The organism is Kitasatospora sp. NPDC048194, from assembly GCF_043202455.1.
In the GTDB taxonomy this organism is placed as follows: Bacteria; Actinomycetota; Actinomycetes; order Streptomycetales; family Streptomycetaceae; genus Kitasatospora.
The window spans coordinates 64,523-78,837 of the sequence record NZ_JBIDAK010000034.1 but is presented as its reverse complement, the minus strand read 5'-3'; the positions used below and the strand labels follow the sequence as shown (position 1 = coordinate 78,837).

The window sequence follows — 14,315 nt, the reverse complement described above, 5'->3', positions numbered from 1 at the left end:
GGGCGCCCGCCCGGGGGGGGGGGGGGGGGGGCCCGGCGGGGCCCCCCCCCCCCCGCCGGGGGGGGGGGGGCGGCCGGGCGGGGGGGGGGCGCCCCCCCCCCCCCCCCCGCCCCTCGCCTTCGTACCCGGACGTCAGTCCTGCGGGGTGTGGTACGAGACCAGCTCGGCCACGCCCGGCTCGACGCCCTTCCACGAGCCGCTGAAGCTGAGCACCGCGATCGCCGCGGTCGGGAAGCCGCCGAGGCGCAGCCGCTCCAGCGCGTCCCGGTCGCCCGCGTCACCGGCCAGCACCTGGGTCAGGCCCAGCACCCCGGGGTTGTGCCCGACCAGCACCACGTCCGCGTACTCCTCCGGGGTCTCCTGGAGGACGGTGATGATCTCCCCCGGGCTGGCCTCGTAGATCCGCTCCTCGTAGACGGTCTTGCGGGCCCGCTTGGGCAGCTCGTGCGCGGCGAGCTTCCACGTCTCACGGGTGCGCAGGGCGGTGGAGCAGAGCACGAAGTCGGGGTTGATGCCGGAGTCGGCCAGCCAGCGGCCGGCGTCCGGGGCCTGGTGGCGTCCCCGGTCGGCCAGCGGCCGCTCGTGGTCGTCCACGCCGTTGGGCCAGTCGGCCTTGGCGTGGCGGAGAACGATGATCCTGCGGGGCGTTTCGGCGCTCATACCCAGCAAGCTTGGCAGAAAAGCGGCCCGGGGGCGCGGTGCTGCCGGTTGCCGCCACTCCGCGGGGTGGCGGGTGCCATCACGCCGGGTTCACCACCGCGTCACCGGGTGTACGGCGGCAGGGCGGAGGGTGGTCAGCCCAGCTGGGCGGCGACGGTGGCGACGATCGCCACCAGCACCGCGATGGCGACGAAGGCGAGGGCGATGCGGCCGAGCTGCTTGCGGCCGTCGGTGGGGTTCGGGTCGAGAACGGGCATGTCCGGAATTCTCCCACCCCGAACGCGCCCGCCCCTGCCCGCCCCCGCCGCCTTGGCCGGGGCTTGACCTTCCGGCCGAGCCCTTGGCCTTCCCCGGCTGGGCCTTGACCTTCCCGGCGGGGGCTGGACCGTGCCCGGAGGGCCCGGCCCTCCGGCCGGCCGGGCCCTGCCGGTCGGAGCCGGACCGCTCCGGTCAGGCCCCGACCGGCCCCGCGGCCCGCCCCGCCGGGTGGACCGCCTCGTCCTCGATGTGCCGGGCCCGCGCCGCGCGCAGGCCGACCAGCATCTGCGGCACCAGCAGCAGCGCCAGGAAGCCGAGCGGCCCGTACCACTCGCCGGTGGCCTGGTAGATCCGGCCGATCAGGATCGGGCCCGGGATGGAGATCAGGTAGCCGACGCCCTGCGCGAAGGCGGACAGCTGCGCCACACCACCGGCGGTCCGGGCGCGCAGCCCGATCATCGTCAGCACCAGCGGGAAGGCGCAGTTGGACAGGCCCACCAGGACGGCCCAGACCCACGGCGCACCGGCAGGCGCGAGTGCCAGTCCGGCGTACCCGGCGATGCCGCAGCTGGCCAGCACGATCACGAACAGCCGCTGGTCGCCGCGGCGGGCGGCCAGGTTGGGCAGCACGAAGGAGACGGGCACCCCGATCACCATGGTGACCGCGAGCAGCACCCCGGAGGTCCCCTTGTCGACGCCGGCGTCCTGGAAGATCTTCGGCAGCCAGCCCATCACCACGTACGCGCCGGTGGCCTGGAGGCCGAAGAAGCAGGCCATCGCCCAGGCCGTACGGCTGCGGGTGATCGGCAGCTTGGCGGGAGCCGCGGCACCGCCCGCCCGCTCGCCGCGCTCGCGCTTGGCGATCAGCACCGGCAGCCAGAGCAGCAGGGCGAGTGCGCCCAGGGCCGCCCAGACGCCGAGGCCGTAGCGCCAGTCGCCGCCGAGCGCGCTGGTCAGCGGCACCGTGACGGCGGCGGCCAGCGCGGTGCCGGCGGACAGCGCCATGGAGTAGAGGCCGATCATCGGACCGACCTTCTCCGGGAAGTACCGCTTGATCACCACCGGCAGCAGCACGTTGGAGACAGCCACCCCGGCCAGCGCGAGGGCGGTCAGCAGCAGGAACACCGCGGTCCCGCCGGCGAAGGAGCGGGCCAGCACGCCGGCGGTGATGGCGGCCATTCCGGCCGTGACCACGGCGATCGGGCCGATCCTGCGGGCCGCGGCGGGCGCGGCGAAGCCGAACAGCGCGAAGCACAGCGACGGGACGGCGGTGAGCAGCCCGGCGAGCGTCGGGTTCATTCCCAGGTCGCCGCGGACCTGGTCGAGCAGCGGCCCGAGGCTGGTGACGACGGGCCGCAGGTTGAAGGCGGCGGCGGCGATCGCGACGGCGAACAGCCAGGCCAGGTACTTGGCGGGGGGAGCAGGCGGCTCGGTCTGCGGCCGGGCCCCGGTTCGTGGGGAGGCAGCGGCGGTGGTGGCGGTGGTGCTGGTGTCGGGCGCGGGAGGCATGGACGCCATCATAGAATGATGGGATGAATTGATGCACCTTGGAATTGGCATGATGTGCCGACCGTTCATCCACCGGCCGCTTTCCCCCAGGGCCCACCCACTCGCCCCGTAGCCGCAAGGAGTCCCCGTGGCGCTGTCATCGCCGAGGCGCACCCCGTTGTCCGACCAGGTGATCGCGCAGCTGCGCGCCCAGATCACCTCCGGGGAGTGGCCCGTCGGCTCGCGCATCCCCACCGAGGCCGCGCTGGTGGAACAGCTCGGGGTGGCCCGCAACACCGTCCGCGAGGCCGTCCGCGCCCTCGCCCACAACGGGCTGCTCGACATCCGGCAGGGCTCCGGCACCTACGTGCTCGCCACCAGCGAGCTGGCCGGGGTGATGCACCGCCGCTTCGCCGACGCCGACCAGGCGCAGGTCTCCGAGCTGCGGGCGGCCCTGGAGACCTCTGCGGCGGGGCTGGCGGCCGTCCGCCGCACCGCGCGCGACCTCCAGCTGCTGGACGCGGCACTCGCCCGCCGCGAGGCCGCCTGGCACTCCGGCGGCGCCGAGGACTTCGTCCAGGCCGACGCCGCCTTCCACCAGGCCGTGGTCGCCGCCGCCCACAACGACGTGCTGCTCGCCGTCTACGCCGACCTCGGCGAGGTCACCCGGGCGCACCTGCGCCACGACGTCGGCCCCGAGCTGATCCCCGAGCGGTACATCGGCCACGACACCATCCTGGACGCCATCCGGGCCGGGGACGCCCAGCGCGCCTCGATCGAGGCCGGCCGCGCCATCGGGGCCTGCGGCAAGGCCGAGGCCGCCGCGGCCGCGACAGGGACGGGGACGGGGACGGGGACGGCCGGCCAGGCCTGACCCCGCCGACCCGAATCGGTCCCGGGAACGGCCCGGGGAACGCTCCCGGACGCAGTCCGGGAACGCCGCTGCCCGGCACCCCCTCCGCGGGGGTGCCGGGCAGCGGCGTTGTCAGCGGATCAGGCGCCGATGGCGTGCAGACCGCCGTCGACGTGGATGATCTCGCCGGTGGTCTTCGGGAACCACTCGGACAGCAGCGCGACGATGGCGCGGCCGGCCGGCTCCGGGTCGCCCAGGTCCCACTTCAGCGGGGAGCGGTGGTTCCAGGTGTCGGCCAGGTCGCCGAAGCCCGGGATGGACTTGGCGGCCATCGAGCCGAGCGGACCGGCCGAGACCAGGTTGCAGCGGATGTCGCGCGGGCCCAGGTAGCGCGCCAGGTAGCGGCTGGTCGACTCCAGGGCGGCCTTGGCCGGGCCCATCCAGTCGTACTGCGGCCACGCGAACTGGGCGTCGAAGGTCAGGCCGACCACCGAGCCGCCGTCCTGCATCAGCGGCAGCAGTGCCATGGTCAGCGACTTCAGCGAGTACGCCGAGACGTGCATGGCGGTCGCCACGGACTCCCACGGGGTGTCCAGGAAGTTGCCGCCCAGCGCGTCCTGCGGCGCGAAGCCGATCGAGTGGACGACGCCGTCCAGGGTCGGCAGGTGCTCGCGGACCTGGTCGGCGATGCCGGCCAGCTGCTCCGGGTTGGAGACGTCCAGCTCCAGCACCTTGACCGGCTTCGGCAGCTTCTTGGCGATCCGCTCCGTGAGGGTCGGACGCGGGAACGCGGTGAGGATGATCTCCGCGCCCTGCTCCTGCGCGAGCTTGGCGGCGTGGAAGGCGATGGACGACTCCATCAGCACACCGGTGATCAGGATCCGCTTGCCTTCGAGGATTCCACTCATGATCAGTGACCCATGCCCAATCCGCCGTCGACGGGAATGACGGCTCCGGTGATGTACGCGGCCTCGTCCGACCCGAGGAACCGCACGGTGGAGGCGACCTCGGCGGGCGCCGCGTAGCGGCCCAGCGGCACACCGGAGACGATCTCCGCGCGGCGCTCGTCGCTGAGCACGGCGGTCATGTCGGTGTCCACGAAGCCGGGCGCCACCACGTTGACGGTGATGTTGCGCGGGCCGAGCTCGCGCGCCAGCGACCGGGCGAAGCCGACCAGGCCGGCCTTGGAGGCGGCGTAGTTGGCCTGGCCCGGCGAGCCGGACAGGCCCACCACGGAGGAGATCAGCACCACGCGGCCCTTCTTGGCGCGCATCATCAGCTTGGAGGCGCGCTTGACCACCCGGAAGGTGCCGGTCAGGTTGGTGTCCAGGACGGACGTGAAGTCCTCCTCGGACATCCGCAGGAGCAGGGTGTCGTTGGTGATGCCGGCGTTGGCGACCAGCACCTCGACCGCGCCGTGCTTCTGCTCGATCTCGGTGAAGGCGGCGTCGACCTGCGCGGCGTCCGTGATGTCGCAGCGGACCGCGAGGACGTCGTACTTCTCCAGGGCCTCGGGCACCTCGCCCGAGCGGCTGGTGATGGCCACCTTGTCGCCCGCTTCGGCGAAGGCCTGGGCGATCGCGAGGCCGATGCCCCGGTTTCCTCCGGTGACGAGAACCGAGCGGCTCAACGATCCACCTCTCTCCGTGTGTGAGCACGTACGTCGGAATGCGTACGCAGTGTGACGCTATCGGGCGGTCGGCGGTGTCGACGCATCGGGCTCCGACAGCGCCGAACCGGAGGAACTGTCGCAATCCGACAATGCCGCCCCCGCAGCCCCCGGCGCCTCCCGTCGGTTCCTCCGCAGGCCGGGGCGCCGCCGCGATCGGGGCGACTGTACGGGAACAAGACGGCAGGGCGCACCCGTTGCCCCCCTGGTGCGGACCGACCCGGGAGCGGGCCGTATCCTCCCCCGAACAGTCCCGGCGAGGAACGAAGGCAGGGCGCATGACCAAGGCACGGCCCGGGAGCACCCACCGACGCGGACGACTTCTCGCCCTGACCGCCCTCACGGCGGCCTTGGGCTCGGCCGCCTGGTCGCTGCGCGACGTCCCGGCGGCGTTCGGGCGCCGCCCCGACGGCGAGCGCGAGGAGCGGGTGCGCAACTCCCCGCAGTACCGCGACGGCGTCTTCCACAACGCGCCCTCCGCCCTCGCCCGCACCGCCGACGCCCCCGGCATCGACCCGGGCACCGTCCGCCGGATGCTGTTCGAGCGCGACGGCCGCGTCCCCGCCCACCCCGTCCCCACCGTCCGCCCGGCCCCCGCGACCGGCCCGGCCGCCGAGGGACTGGAGATCACCTGGTACGGGCACGCCTCCGCGCTGGTGGAGATCGAGGGCTCGCGGGTGCTGCTCGACCCGGTCTGGAGCGACCGCTGCTCGCCCTCCGCGCACATCGGCCCGAAGCGGCTGCACCCGGTGCCCGTCGAGTTGGAGGAACTCCCGCCGGTCGACGCCGTGCTGATCTCGCACGACCACTACGACCACCTCGACATGGCCACCGTCAAGCGCCTGCTGCGCAGCCAGTCCGCGCCCTTCGCGGTGCCGCTCGGCATCGGCGCCCACCTGCGCCGCTGGGGCGTGCCCGAGCACCGGATCATCGAGCTGGACTGGGACGAGACCTGCACCCTGGGCGAGCTCGTGCTCACCCTCACCTCCGCGCACCACTTCTCCGGCCGCGGCCTCACCCGCAACACCACCCTGTGGGGCTCCTGGGTGATCGCCGGCCCCACTCGGAAGGTCTTCTACACCGGCGACTCCGGCTACTTCGAGGGCTACGGCCGCATCGGCGAGCAGCACGGCCCCTTCGACGCCGCCCTGGTGCAGATCGGCGCGTACGACACGGCCTGGGCCGACATCCACATGACGCCCGAGGACGCCGTCCTCGCCCACCGCGACCTCAGGGCCGGGCTGCTGGTGCCGGTCCACTGGTGCACCTTCAACCTGGGCCTGCACCCGTGGGCCGAGCCGATCGAGCGGCTGCTCGCGGAGGCCAAGGCCCAGGCCGTGCCGCTGGCGGTGCCGCGTCCCGGCGAGCGGGTCGACGTGGACAACCCGCCGGAGCTGGACGGCTGGTGGGAGGCCGTCTCCTGACGGCCCGGCCGACGGGCGAACGGCAGCGGCCGCGGCGAGCGGGCAGCCGTCGCCCGACGGCGGCGACCGGCGACGGCGCCCCGGGGCGGTAGCCGGGGGTGTCGGCCGGGGCGTCGGCCGCCGGCGTTGACCGGATGTCGCGGCGCACCTGGCGAAATGCGCTGGCCGGAAACCCGGTGGACGGGAAATGATGCGGTGCGGGCGCCCCTGTGGGCACCCGCACCGTCACCCTCCGCGACCTGGGAGCCCGATTGCCTCCGATCCCTCCGGCCGACAGCGCCGGCGCCCCCTCCGGGCGCGCCGTCGACCCGCTGTTCCTCGCCCTCCCGCTGCGCACCCTCGCCGACGCCGCCCTCACCCGCGCCCGTGAACTCGGCGCCGACCACGCCGACTTCCGCCTGGAACGCGTCCGCAGCGCGTCCTGGCGGCTGCGCGACGCCCGCCCGGCCGGCACCTCCGACAGCGTGCAGCTCGGCTTCGCCGTCCGCGTCCTGCTGGACGGCGCCTGGGGCTTCGCCGCCGGGGTGGACCTGACCCCGGACGCCGCCGCGGCGGTCGCCGCCCAGGCCGTCGCGGTGGCGCGGCTGTCCGGCGGGATCAGCCGGGCGGCCGGCTCCACCGAGCGGGTCGAGCTGGCCGACGAGCCGGTCCACCGGGACGTCACCTGGGTCTCCGCGTACGAGGTCAACCCCTTCGAGGTGCCGGACGCCGAGAAGACCGCCCTGCTCGCCGAGCGCAGCTCCCGGCTGCTGGCCGCCCAGGGCGTCTCGCACGTCCAGGCGGCCCTGCTGACCGTCCAGGAGAACAAGTTCTACGCGGACACCGCGGGCACCATGACGACCCAGCAGCGGATCCGGCTCCACTCCGACCTGGAGGCCACCTCGGTCGACGAGCGCACCGGCGCCTTCGACTCGATGCGCACCCTCGCACCGCCGGTCGGCCGCGGCTACGAGTACCTCACCGGCACGGGATGGGACTGGGACGCGGAGATCGCCGAACTGCCCGTGCTGCTGGCCGAGAAGATGAAGGCCCCGAGCGTCCGGGCGGGCCGCTACGACCTGGTCGTCGACCCGTCCAACCTGTGGCTGACCATCCACGAGTCGATCGGCCACGCCACCGAGCTGGACCGCGCGCTCGGCTACGAGGCCGCCTACGCCGGCACCTCCTTCGCCACCTTCGACCAGCTCGGCACCCTGAAGTACGGCTCCGAGCTGATGCACGTCACCGGCGACCGCACCGCCGAGCACGGCCTGTCCACGATCGGCTACGACGACGAGGGCGTGGCCACCCAGTCCTGGGACCTGATCCGCGACGGCGTCCTGGTCGGCTACCAACTCGACCGCGGCATGGCCAAGCTGAAGGGCTTCGAGCGCTCCAACGGCTGCGCCTTCGCGGACTCCCCGGCGCACGTCCCGGTGCAGCGGATGGCCAACGTCTCGCTCCAGCCCGCCGCCGGCGGCCCGGACACCGAGGAGCTGTTCGCCGGGGTGGAGAACGGCCTGTACATCGTCGGCGACCGCTCCTGGTCGATCGACATGCAGCGCTACAACTTCCAGTTCACCGGGCAGCGCGCCTACGCCATCAAGAACGGCGAACTCGCCGGCCAGGTCAAGGACTTCGCCTACCAGGCCACCACCACCGACTTCTGGGGCTCGATGGCCGCGGTCGGCGGCCCGCAGACCTACGTCCTCGGCGGCGCCTTCAACTGCGGCAAGGCCCAGCCCGGCCAGGTCGCGGCGGTCAGCCACGGCTGCCCGTCGGCGCTGTTCCGCAACGTCAACGTGCTCAACACCCAGCAGGAGGCGGGTCACTGATGTCCGCGATGCAGCCCCACGAACTCGTCGAGCTGGCCCTCGGCCTCTCCCGCGCCGACGGCTGCGTGGTGATCGCCGACGAGGAGTCCACCGCCAACCTGCGCTGGGCCGCGAACGCGCTGACCACCAACGGTGTCACCCGCGGCCGCCGCCTCACCGTGATCGCCACCGTGGCCGGCGCCGAGGGCACCGCCTCCGGCGTGGTCTCCCGCGAGGCCGTCACCGCCGAGGACGTCGAGGGCCTGGTCCGGGCCGCCGAGGAGGCCGCCCGGGCGGCCGGCCCCGCCGAGGACGCCCAGCCCCTGATCGCCGACCGGCCGGCCTCCCCGGACTTCACCCAGCCGCCCACCGAGACCTCGATCGCCGTCTTCGACGCCTTCGGCCCGGCCCTCGGCGCGGCCTTCGCCCGTGCCGCCGCACAGGGCGAACTGCTGTACGGCTTCGCTCGGCACGAGATCACCACCAGCTACCTGGGCAGCTCCACCGGCCTGCGGCTGCGCCACGACCAGCCCACCGGCATGGTGGAGATCAACGCCAAGACCGCCGACCTGTCCGGTTCGGCCTGGGCCGGCGCCGCCACCCGGGACTTCTCGGACATCGACGTCGAGGCCCTGCACGCCGAGCTGACCAAGCGCCTCGGCTGGGGCGCCCGCAAGGTCGACCTGCCGGCCGGGCGCTACGAGACGCTGCTGCCGCCCTCGGCCGTCGCCGATCTGATGATCTACCTCAACTGGTCCTCCGGCGGCCGGGACGCCCACGAGGGCCGCACCGTCTTCTCCAAGCCCGGCGGCGGCACCCGGATCGGCGACAAGCTCGCCGGCCTGCCGCTGACGCTGCGCTCCGACCCGCGCGAGGAGGGCCTGGAGGCCGCGCCCTTCGTGCTGGCCCACAGCAGCGGCGGCGACGTCTCGGTCTTCGACAACGGCGCGCCGATCGCCGCCACCGAGTGGATCCGCGAGGGCGTGCTGACCGATCTGATCACCAGCCGCCACGCGGCCGGCCTCACCGGCCTTCCGCTGCGCCCGGCGGTCGACAACCTGGTCCTGGAGACGGCCGACCAGGACTCCGCGCCGACCCTGGACGAGATGATCGCCCGCACCGAGCGCGGCCTGCTGCTCACCTGCCTCTGGTACATCCGCGAGGTGGACCCGGCGACGCTGCTGCTCACCGGCCTCACCCGGGACGGCGTGTACCTGGTGGAGAACGGCGAGGTGGTCGGCGCGGTCAACAACTTCCGGTTCAACGAGTCCCCGGTCGACCTGCTCGGCCGGATCACCGAGGTGGGCCGCACCGAGCGCTGCCTGCCCCGCGAGTGGAGCGACTACTTCACCCGCACCGCGATGCCACCCGTGCGTGTCGCGGACTTCAACATGAGTTCGGTCAGCCAGGCCTCTTAACCGGCGGCCGACGGGGGGATACGAGAGACATGACGGACGAGAAGCGGCTGGTCAGGACGAGCAGGATGCTGTCGCGCATCCTGCGCCACGAGCCGGAGCTGGTGGGGATCACCCTGGACGGCTCCGGCTGGGTCCGGGTCGACGAACTGCTCACCGCCCTCGCGGCGGAGGGCAGGCCGCTCACCCGGGCCGAGCTCGACCACCTGGTGGCCACCAGCGACAAGCGCCGCTTCGGCTACTCGCCGGACGGTCTCTCGATCCGCGCCAACCAGGGCCACTCGGTGGCGGTCGACCTCGGTCTGGCCGCCACCGCCCCGCCCCCCGTGCTCTACCACGGCACCGCCGAGCGCCACCTGGCATCGATCTTCCGCGAGGGCCTGCGTCCGATGACCCGCCAGGACGTCCACCTGTCGGCGGACACCGGGACGGCGACCCGGGTCGGTGCCCGGCACGGCCGACCGGTCGTGCTCACCGTGAACGCGGCCGCCATGGCGGCGGCCGGTCACGAGTTCCGGCTCAGCGAGAACGGCGTCTGGCTCACCGACGCCGTCCCTCCGCAGTACCTCTCCCGCCGCTCCTAGGGACCGGCCCACCAGGGCCCGGGACCGCCGGACGGCTCCCTATCACGCCCGACCGGGTGGGCCCCGCCCACCCGGTCTCGTCGCTCCGGCGCGCCCGGGCGTACCGTGAGGAGGCCGCGCGGAACGGCGCGCGGGTGCGTGGACGAGGGCGGTAGGACAGATGCGCAAGAACGCCGAGGGCGGACAGGTCTACCGGATCACCGGGGCCCGGAGCAGCCTCACCGAGGACGTCCGGGGGCGTCAGCGCCGCTACGTCATCTCGATGCTGATCCGCACGCTCTGCGTGCTGCTCGCGGTGGTGCTGTGGGACGTCCAGCGCTGGCTGGCGTTCGCCGCGCTGGCGGGCGGTGTGCTGCTGCCCTACTTCGCGGTGCTGATCGCCAACGCCGGCCGCGAGCGGGCCCCCGGTCTGCCGAGCAGCTTCGACATCCCGCACGACACCCCGCTGATGCTCGGCCCCGGTGGTACCGGTGGGGCCGGTGCGTCCGGTGGTGCGGGACGGGCGGAGGCCCCCGGCACGGAAACTCCACAGGGTCCGAACCCCCGATCCGATTCGTGACGGTTGGGCTCGTTTCGACTCCGCGAAAGCTCAGAAGAACCTCAGATTAATCATGCAAGACCTCCCCATCCGAGGGTGTCGGCGTGACATACTGCGTACGCGCTCCGCATCCCCCGTCGGAGCGACGGACCGACGCCGGGCGGCTCCCCCCGTGGCTGCCCGGCGTCGCCATGTCCGGATCCGGACGGGCCGGCCGCGGCCGTCGCGACCCGTGGCAGACTGACGGCGACGATCATCCGCCGAGCACCGAGGACGACCCGATGGACACCCCGCAGACGCCGATCTGCTCCGCCAAGGGCTGCCGGGCGGACGCCCGGTGGGTGCTGGTGTGGAACAACCCCAAGCTGCACACCCCGGACCGCCGCAAGACCTGGCTGGCCTGCGAGGAGCACCGCGAGCACCTGTCCCAGTTCCTGGGCGTGCGCGGCTTCCTCAAGGAGGTCGTCGCCTTCGCCGACTACTCCGGGACGGCGGAGGCGGGCGACTAGCCGCCGATCGCCGACATCGGCCGCTCGGGCTGCAGGAACTCCGGGTCGTCGATCCCGGCTCCGGCCTTCTTGCCCCACATCGCCGCCCGCCAGAGCGCGGCCAGCTCCGCGTCGTCCGCCCCCGAGCGCAGCGCGGTGCGCAGGTCGGTCTCCCCGGTTGCGAACAGGCAGTTGCGCACCTGCCCGTCGGCGGTCAGCCGGGTGCGGTCGCAGGCCCGGCAGAACGGCCTGGTGACGGAGGCGATCACGCCGACCCGGCCCGGGCCGCCGTCCACCACCCAGCGTTCGGCGGGCGCCGCGCCCCGGCCCGCGGCCGGTTCCGGGGTGAGCGTGAAGCGCGCGCCCAGCAGTTCCAGGATCTCGGCCGCGGTGACCATCGACGAACGGTCCCAGCCGTGTTGGGCGTCCAGCGGCATCTGCTCGATGAAGCGCAGCTCGTAGCCCCGCTCCAGGCACCAGGCCAGCAGGTCGGCGGCCTCGTGGTCGTTGACGCCGCGCATCAGCACGGTGTTCAGCTTGACCGGCGTCAGCCCGGCCGCCTCGGCGGCGGCCAGGCCGTCCAGCACGTCCTGGTGGCGCCGGCGGCGGGTGAGCGTGTGGAACACCTCGGGGTCGAGGGTGTCCAGCGAGACGTTGATCCGGTCGAGCCCGGCCTCGCGCAGCGCCGTCGCGGTGCGGGCCAGGCCGACGCCGTTGGTGGTGAGCGACAGCTCGGGGCGCGGCTCCAGCTCGGAGCAGGCGGCCAGGATGGCGACCAGTCCGGGGCGCAGCAGCGGCTCGCCGCCGGTGAAGCGCACCTCGCGCACGCCCAGCTCCCGGACGGCCAGGGAGACCAGCCGGACGATCTCCTCGTCGGTCAGCAGCTCGGGCTTGGCCAGCCACTGGAGGCCTTCCTCCGGCATGCAGTAGGTGCATCTCAGGTTGCACCGGTCGGTCAGGGAGACCCGCAGGTCGACGGCCTGTCGTCCGAAGGTGTCGAGCAGCACGTGCGTCCCTTCCCGAAATGCGGCCGGCCCGGCCACCGTCTCGGCGGGGGCCGGGCCAGCATAGTCATCGCGGGATGATCAGTGGGCGCCCAGCCCGGTGAGCGAGCGGACCTCCAGTTCAGCGTACTTCGCCGGGTCGGCGCGTTCCTTCGACAGCAGGGTCCCGAGCCAGCCGGCCAGGAAGCCGACCGGGATGGAGACCAGGCCGGGGTTCTCCAGCGGGAACCAGTGGAAGTCGGAGTGCGGGAAGAGCGAGGTCTTCGCGCCCGAGGCCACCGGGGAGAACACCACCAGCAGTACCGAGGTGACCAGGCCGGCGTAGACCGAGCTGACCGCGCCGGTGGTGGTGAAGCGCTTCCAGAACAGCGAGTAGAGCAGGGTGGGCAGGTTCGCCGAGGCCGCCACCGCGAAGGCGAGCGCCACCAGCGCGGCGGTGTTGAGCTTGTCCGCGAAGAGGCTGAGCACGATCGAGACCGCGCCGATCGCCACCGCCGCCCACTTGGCCGACATCACCTCCTCCCGCTCGGTCGCCTTGCCCCGCCGGATCACGTTGGCGTACAGGTCGTGCGCGAAGGACGCCGAGGAGGCCAGGGTGAGCCCGGCGACCACGGCCAGGATGGTGGCGAAGGCGACCGCCGAGATCACCGCGAGCAGGATCGCGCCGCCGGTGCTGCCGCTGCCGCCGCCGAGCGCCTCGGCCAGCTGCGGGGCCGCGGTGTTGCCGGCCGCGTTGGCCGCCTTGATCTGCTTGGAGCCGACCAGCGCGGCGGCGCCGAAACCGAGCGCCAGGGTCATCAGGTAGAAGACGCCGATGATGCCGATCGCCCAGAGCACCGACTTCCTGGCGGCCTTGGCGGTGGGCACGGTGTAGAAGCGGACCAGGATGTGCGGCAGGCCGGCGGTGCCGAGCACCAGCGCGATGCCCAGGCTGATGAAGTCGAGCTTCGCGGTGCCGCTGCCGTACTTCTGCCCCGGTTGGAGGAAGGCCTCCCCCTTGCCGCTGGCGCTGGCCGCCGCGCCCAGCAGCTCGGAGGGGTTGAAGTGGTACTTGGCGAGCACCAGCACGGTCATCAGCGCGGCGCCGGAGATCAGCATGACCGCCTTGACGATCTGCACCCAGGTGGTGCCCTTCATCCCCCCTATCACCACGTAGACGATCATCAGCGCACCGACCCCGACGATGGTCCAGCGCTTGGCGGCGTTCCCCTCGGCCCCGAGGAGCAGGGCGACCAGCGTCCCCGCCCCGACCATCTGCGCCAGCAGGTAGAAGATCGACACCACGATGGTGGACACGCCCGCCGCGGTGCGCACCGGGCGCTGGCGCATCCGGAACGCGAGCACGTCCGCCATGGTGAAGCGGCCGGAGTTGCGCAGCGGCTCGGCGATCAGCAGTAGCGCGACCAGCCAGGCGACCAGGAAGCCGATCGAGTACAGGAAGCCGTCGTACCCGGCCAGGGCGATGGTGCCGGCGATGCCGAGGAAGGAGGCGGCCGACATGTAGTCGCCCGAGATGGCCAGGCCGTTCTGGAAGCCGGTGAAGCCGCGGCCGCCGGCGTAGAAGTCGGCGGCGCTGCGGTTCTGCCGTCCGGCCCAGACGGTGATGACCAGGGTGGCCACCACGAACAGCCCGAACAGGGCCATCGTCAGGCCGCGGTGCTCCGTGGCGGAGCTGGCGAGCTCGGTCATTCGGCGGACTCCCGGGGGGCGTGGACGACGGCGCCGTGGGCCTCGCGGATCGCGGCGGCGGGCGGGTCGATCCGCCGGTCCGCGTAGCGGGCGTACCAGGCGGCGATGGCGAAGGTGGTGGCGAACTGCAGCAGCCCGAGCACCAGGGCGACGTTGACGTGCCCGACGACCTTGGTGCCCATCAGCCCGGGCGCGTAGCAGGAGAGCAGGACGTAGAGCAGGTACCAGAGCACGAAGCCGATGGTGACCGGGAAGGCGAAACTCCGGAAGGAGCGCCGCAGGGTACGGAACTCCTCGCTGTCATCGATGAGTTGGACTTCCGTAGCGGTGGTGGTGATCGGCGGCGAATCCACTCTGTCTCCTCACTCCTTCGGCGTAGCGGTCACACGAGGGGACGATCGAACGTGAGGGGCGTCACATGTCTCGTGCGCGCCGCGCAATGCTAGGAGCGT

At 73.1% G+C, this 14,315-nt stretch carries 15 protein-coding genes; 7 read left to right on the top strand and 8 right to left on the bottom strand.

The window, feature by feature from the left end; all coding sequences use genetic code 11:
* Positions 1-132: 132 nt before the first annotated feature.
* The 3 genes from ACGF07_RS29910 to ACGF07_RS29900 form a co-directional block, all read right to left on the bottom strand.
* A complete protein-coding gene (locus ACGF07_RS29910) occupies positions 133-660 on the bottom strand; it encodes a histidine phosphatase family protein (RefSeq protein ID WP_350744616.1) in 528 nt (175 codons plus the stop codon).
* Between the two features lie 134 nt (positions 661-794).
* Positions 795-917: an SGM_5486 family transporter-associated protein gene (locus ACGF07_RS29905; protein WP_350744618.1), complete on the bottom strand. Its 123-nt coding sequence runs from the start codon at positions 915-917 to the stop codon at positions 795-797.
* Between the two features lie 193 nt (positions 918-1,110).
* A complete protein-coding gene (locus tag ACGF07_RS29900; RefSeq protein ID WP_392903738.1) occupies positions 1,111-2,427 on the bottom strand; it encodes a CynX/NimT family MFS transporter in 1,317 nt (438 codons plus the stop codon).
* A gap of 127 nt (positions 2,428-2,554) precedes the next feature.
* Here ACGF07_RS29900 and ACGF07_RS29895 point away from each other — a divergent pair, with 127 nt between their 5' ends.
* Positions 2,555-3,280, top strand: a complete 726-nt coding sequence (locus ACGF07_RS29895; protein WP_392903736.1) for a FadR/GntR family transcriptional regulator — start codon at positions 2,555-2,557, stop codon at positions 3,278-3,280.
* Positions 3,281-3,399: 119 nt separating this feature from the next.
* On the opposite strand, the gene fabI is transcribed toward ACGF07_RS29895, so the two are convergent.
* Positions 3,400-4,167, bottom strand: a complete 768-nt coding sequence (gene fabI, locus ACGF07_RS29890; protein WP_350744624.1) for an enoyl-ACP reductase FabI — start codon at positions 4,165-4,167, stop codon at positions 3,400-3,402.
* A 2-nt stretch (positions 4,168-4,169) separates the two neighbouring features.
* A complete protein-coding gene (gene fabG, locus ACGF07_RS29885) occupies positions 4,170-4,889 on the bottom strand; it encodes a 3-oxoacyl-[acyl-carrier-protein] reductase (protein WP_350744626.1) in 720 nt (239 codons plus the stop codon).
* A 317-nt stretch (positions 4,890-5,206) separates the two neighbouring features.
* Here fabG and ACGF07_RS29880 point away from each other — a divergent pair, with 317 nt between their 5' ends.
* The 6 genes from ACGF07_RS29880 (at position 5,207) to ACGF07_RS29855 (ending at position 11,191) form a co-directional block, all read left to right on the top strand.
* Complete coding sequence (locus ACGF07_RS29880; RefSeq protein ID WP_392903732.1) at positions 5,207-6,352, top strand: MBL fold metallo-hydrolase; 1,146 nt, start codon at positions 5,207-5,209, stop codon at positions 6,350-6,352.
* Between the two features lie 251 nt (positions 6,353-6,603).
* On the top strand, positions 6,604-8,166 hold the full coding sequence (locus ACGF07_RS29875; protein ID WP_392903730.1) for a TldD/PmbA family protein: 1,563 nt from the start codon (positions 6,604-6,606) through the stop codon (positions 8,164-8,166).
* The gene (locus ACGF07_RS29870) at positions 8,166-9,563 is read left to right on the top strand and encodes a metallopeptidase TldD-related protein (protein ID WP_392903728.1); all 1,398 of its coding nucleotides are present in this window, start codon (positions 8,166-8,168) and stop codon (positions 9,561-9,563) included. Before ACGF07_RS29875 ends, ACGF07_RS29870 begins: the two co-directional genes overlap by 1 nt.
* Positions 9,564-9,592: 29 nt before the next feature.
* On the top strand, positions 9,593-10,144 hold the full coding sequence (locus ACGF07_RS29865; RefSeq protein ID WP_350744630.1) for an RNA 2'-phosphotransferase: 552 nt from the start codon (positions 9,593-9,595) through the stop codon (positions 10,142-10,144).
* A 160-nt stretch (positions 10,145-10,304) separates the two neighbouring features.
* Positions 10,305-10,703 carry a DUF3099 domain-containing protein gene (locus ACGF07_RS29860; protein ID WP_350744632.1) on the top strand — a complete coding sequence of 133 codons (399 nt, stop codon included), beginning with the start codon at positions 10,305-10,307 and terminating at the stop codon, positions 10,701-10,703.
* Between the two features lie 260 nt (positions 10,704-10,963).
* Positions 10,964-11,191, top strand: a complete 228-nt coding sequence (locus tag ACGF07_RS29855) for a hypothetical protein (protein WP_350744634.1) — start codon at positions 10,964-10,966, stop codon at positions 11,189-11,191.
* Here the strand turns inward: ACGF07_RS29855 and moaA are convergent.
* From moaA to ACGF07_RS29840, 3 genes are all read right to left on the bottom strand, one after another.
* Positions 11,188-12,177 carry a GTP 3',8-cyclase MoaA gene (gene moaA / locus ACGF07_RS29850; RefSeq protein WP_392903725.1) on the bottom strand — a complete coding sequence of 330 codons (990 nt, stop codon included), beginning with the start codon at positions 12,175-12,177 and terminating at the stop codon, positions 11,188-11,190. The two genes, ACGF07_RS29855 and moaA, sit on opposite strands and share 4 nt — an antisense overlap.
* A 78-nt stretch (positions 12,178-12,255) precedes the next feature.
* Complete coding sequence (locus ACGF07_RS29845) at positions 12,256-13,863, bottom strand: cation acetate symporter (RefSeq protein ID WP_350744637.1); 1,608 nt, start codon at positions 13,861-13,863, stop codon at positions 12,256-12,258.
* Positions 13,860-14,216: a DUF485 domain-containing protein gene (locus ACGF07_RS29840; protein WP_350744639.1), complete on the bottom strand. Its 357-nt coding sequence runs from the start codon at positions 14,214-14,216 to the stop codon at positions 13,860-13,862. Before ACGF07_RS29840 ends, ACGF07_RS29845 begins: the two co-directional genes overlap by 4 nt.
* Positions 14,217-14,315: the final 99 nt, after the last annotated feature.

What these genes read in the sequence shown, in the direction of transcription:
- fabI (WP_350744624.1), bottom strand. Translation starts at nt 4,167, where the DNA reads ATGAGTGGAATCCTCGAAGGCAAGCGGATCCTGATCACCGGTGTGCTG.
- ACGF07_RS29900 (WP_392903738.1), bottom strand. Translation starts at nt 2,427, where the DNA reads ATGCCTCCCGCGCCCGACACCAGCACCACCGCCACCACCGCCGCTGCC.
- ACGF07_RS29910 (WP_350744616.1), bottom strand. Translation starts at nt 660, where the DNA reads ATGAGCGCCGAAACGCCCCGCAGGATCATCGTTCTCCGCCACGCCAAG.
- ACGF07_RS29880 (WP_392903732.1), top strand. Translation starts at nt 5,207, where the DNA reads ATGACCAAGGCACGGCCCGGGAGCACCCACCGACGCGGACGACTTCTC.
- ACGF07_RS29860 (WP_350744632.1), top strand. Translation starts at nt 10,305, where the DNA reads ATGCGCAAGAACGCCGAGGGCGGACAGGTCTACCGGATCACCGGGGCC.
- ACGF07_RS29855 (WP_350744634.1), top strand. Translation starts at nt 10,964, where the DNA reads ATGGACACCCCGCAGACGCCGATCTGCTCCGCCAAGGGCTGCCGGGCG.
- ACGF07_RS29865 (WP_350744630.1), top strand. Translation starts at nt 9,593, where the DNA reads ATGACGGACGAGAAGCGGCTGGTCAGGACGAGCAGGATGCTGTCGCGC.
- ACGF07_RS29845 (WP_350744637.1), bottom strand. Translation starts at nt 13,863, where the DNA reads ATGACCGAGCTCGCCAGCTCCGCCACGGAGCACCGCGGCCTGACGATG.
- ACGF07_RS29870 (WP_392903728.1), top strand. Translation starts at nt 8,166, where the DNA reads ATGTCCGCGATGCAGCCCCACGAACTCGTCGAGCTGGCCCTCGGCCTC.
- ACGF07_RS29905 (WP_350744618.1), bottom strand. Translation starts at nt 917, where the DNA reads ATGCCCGTTCTCGACCCGAACCCCACCGACGGCCGCAAGCAGCTCGGC.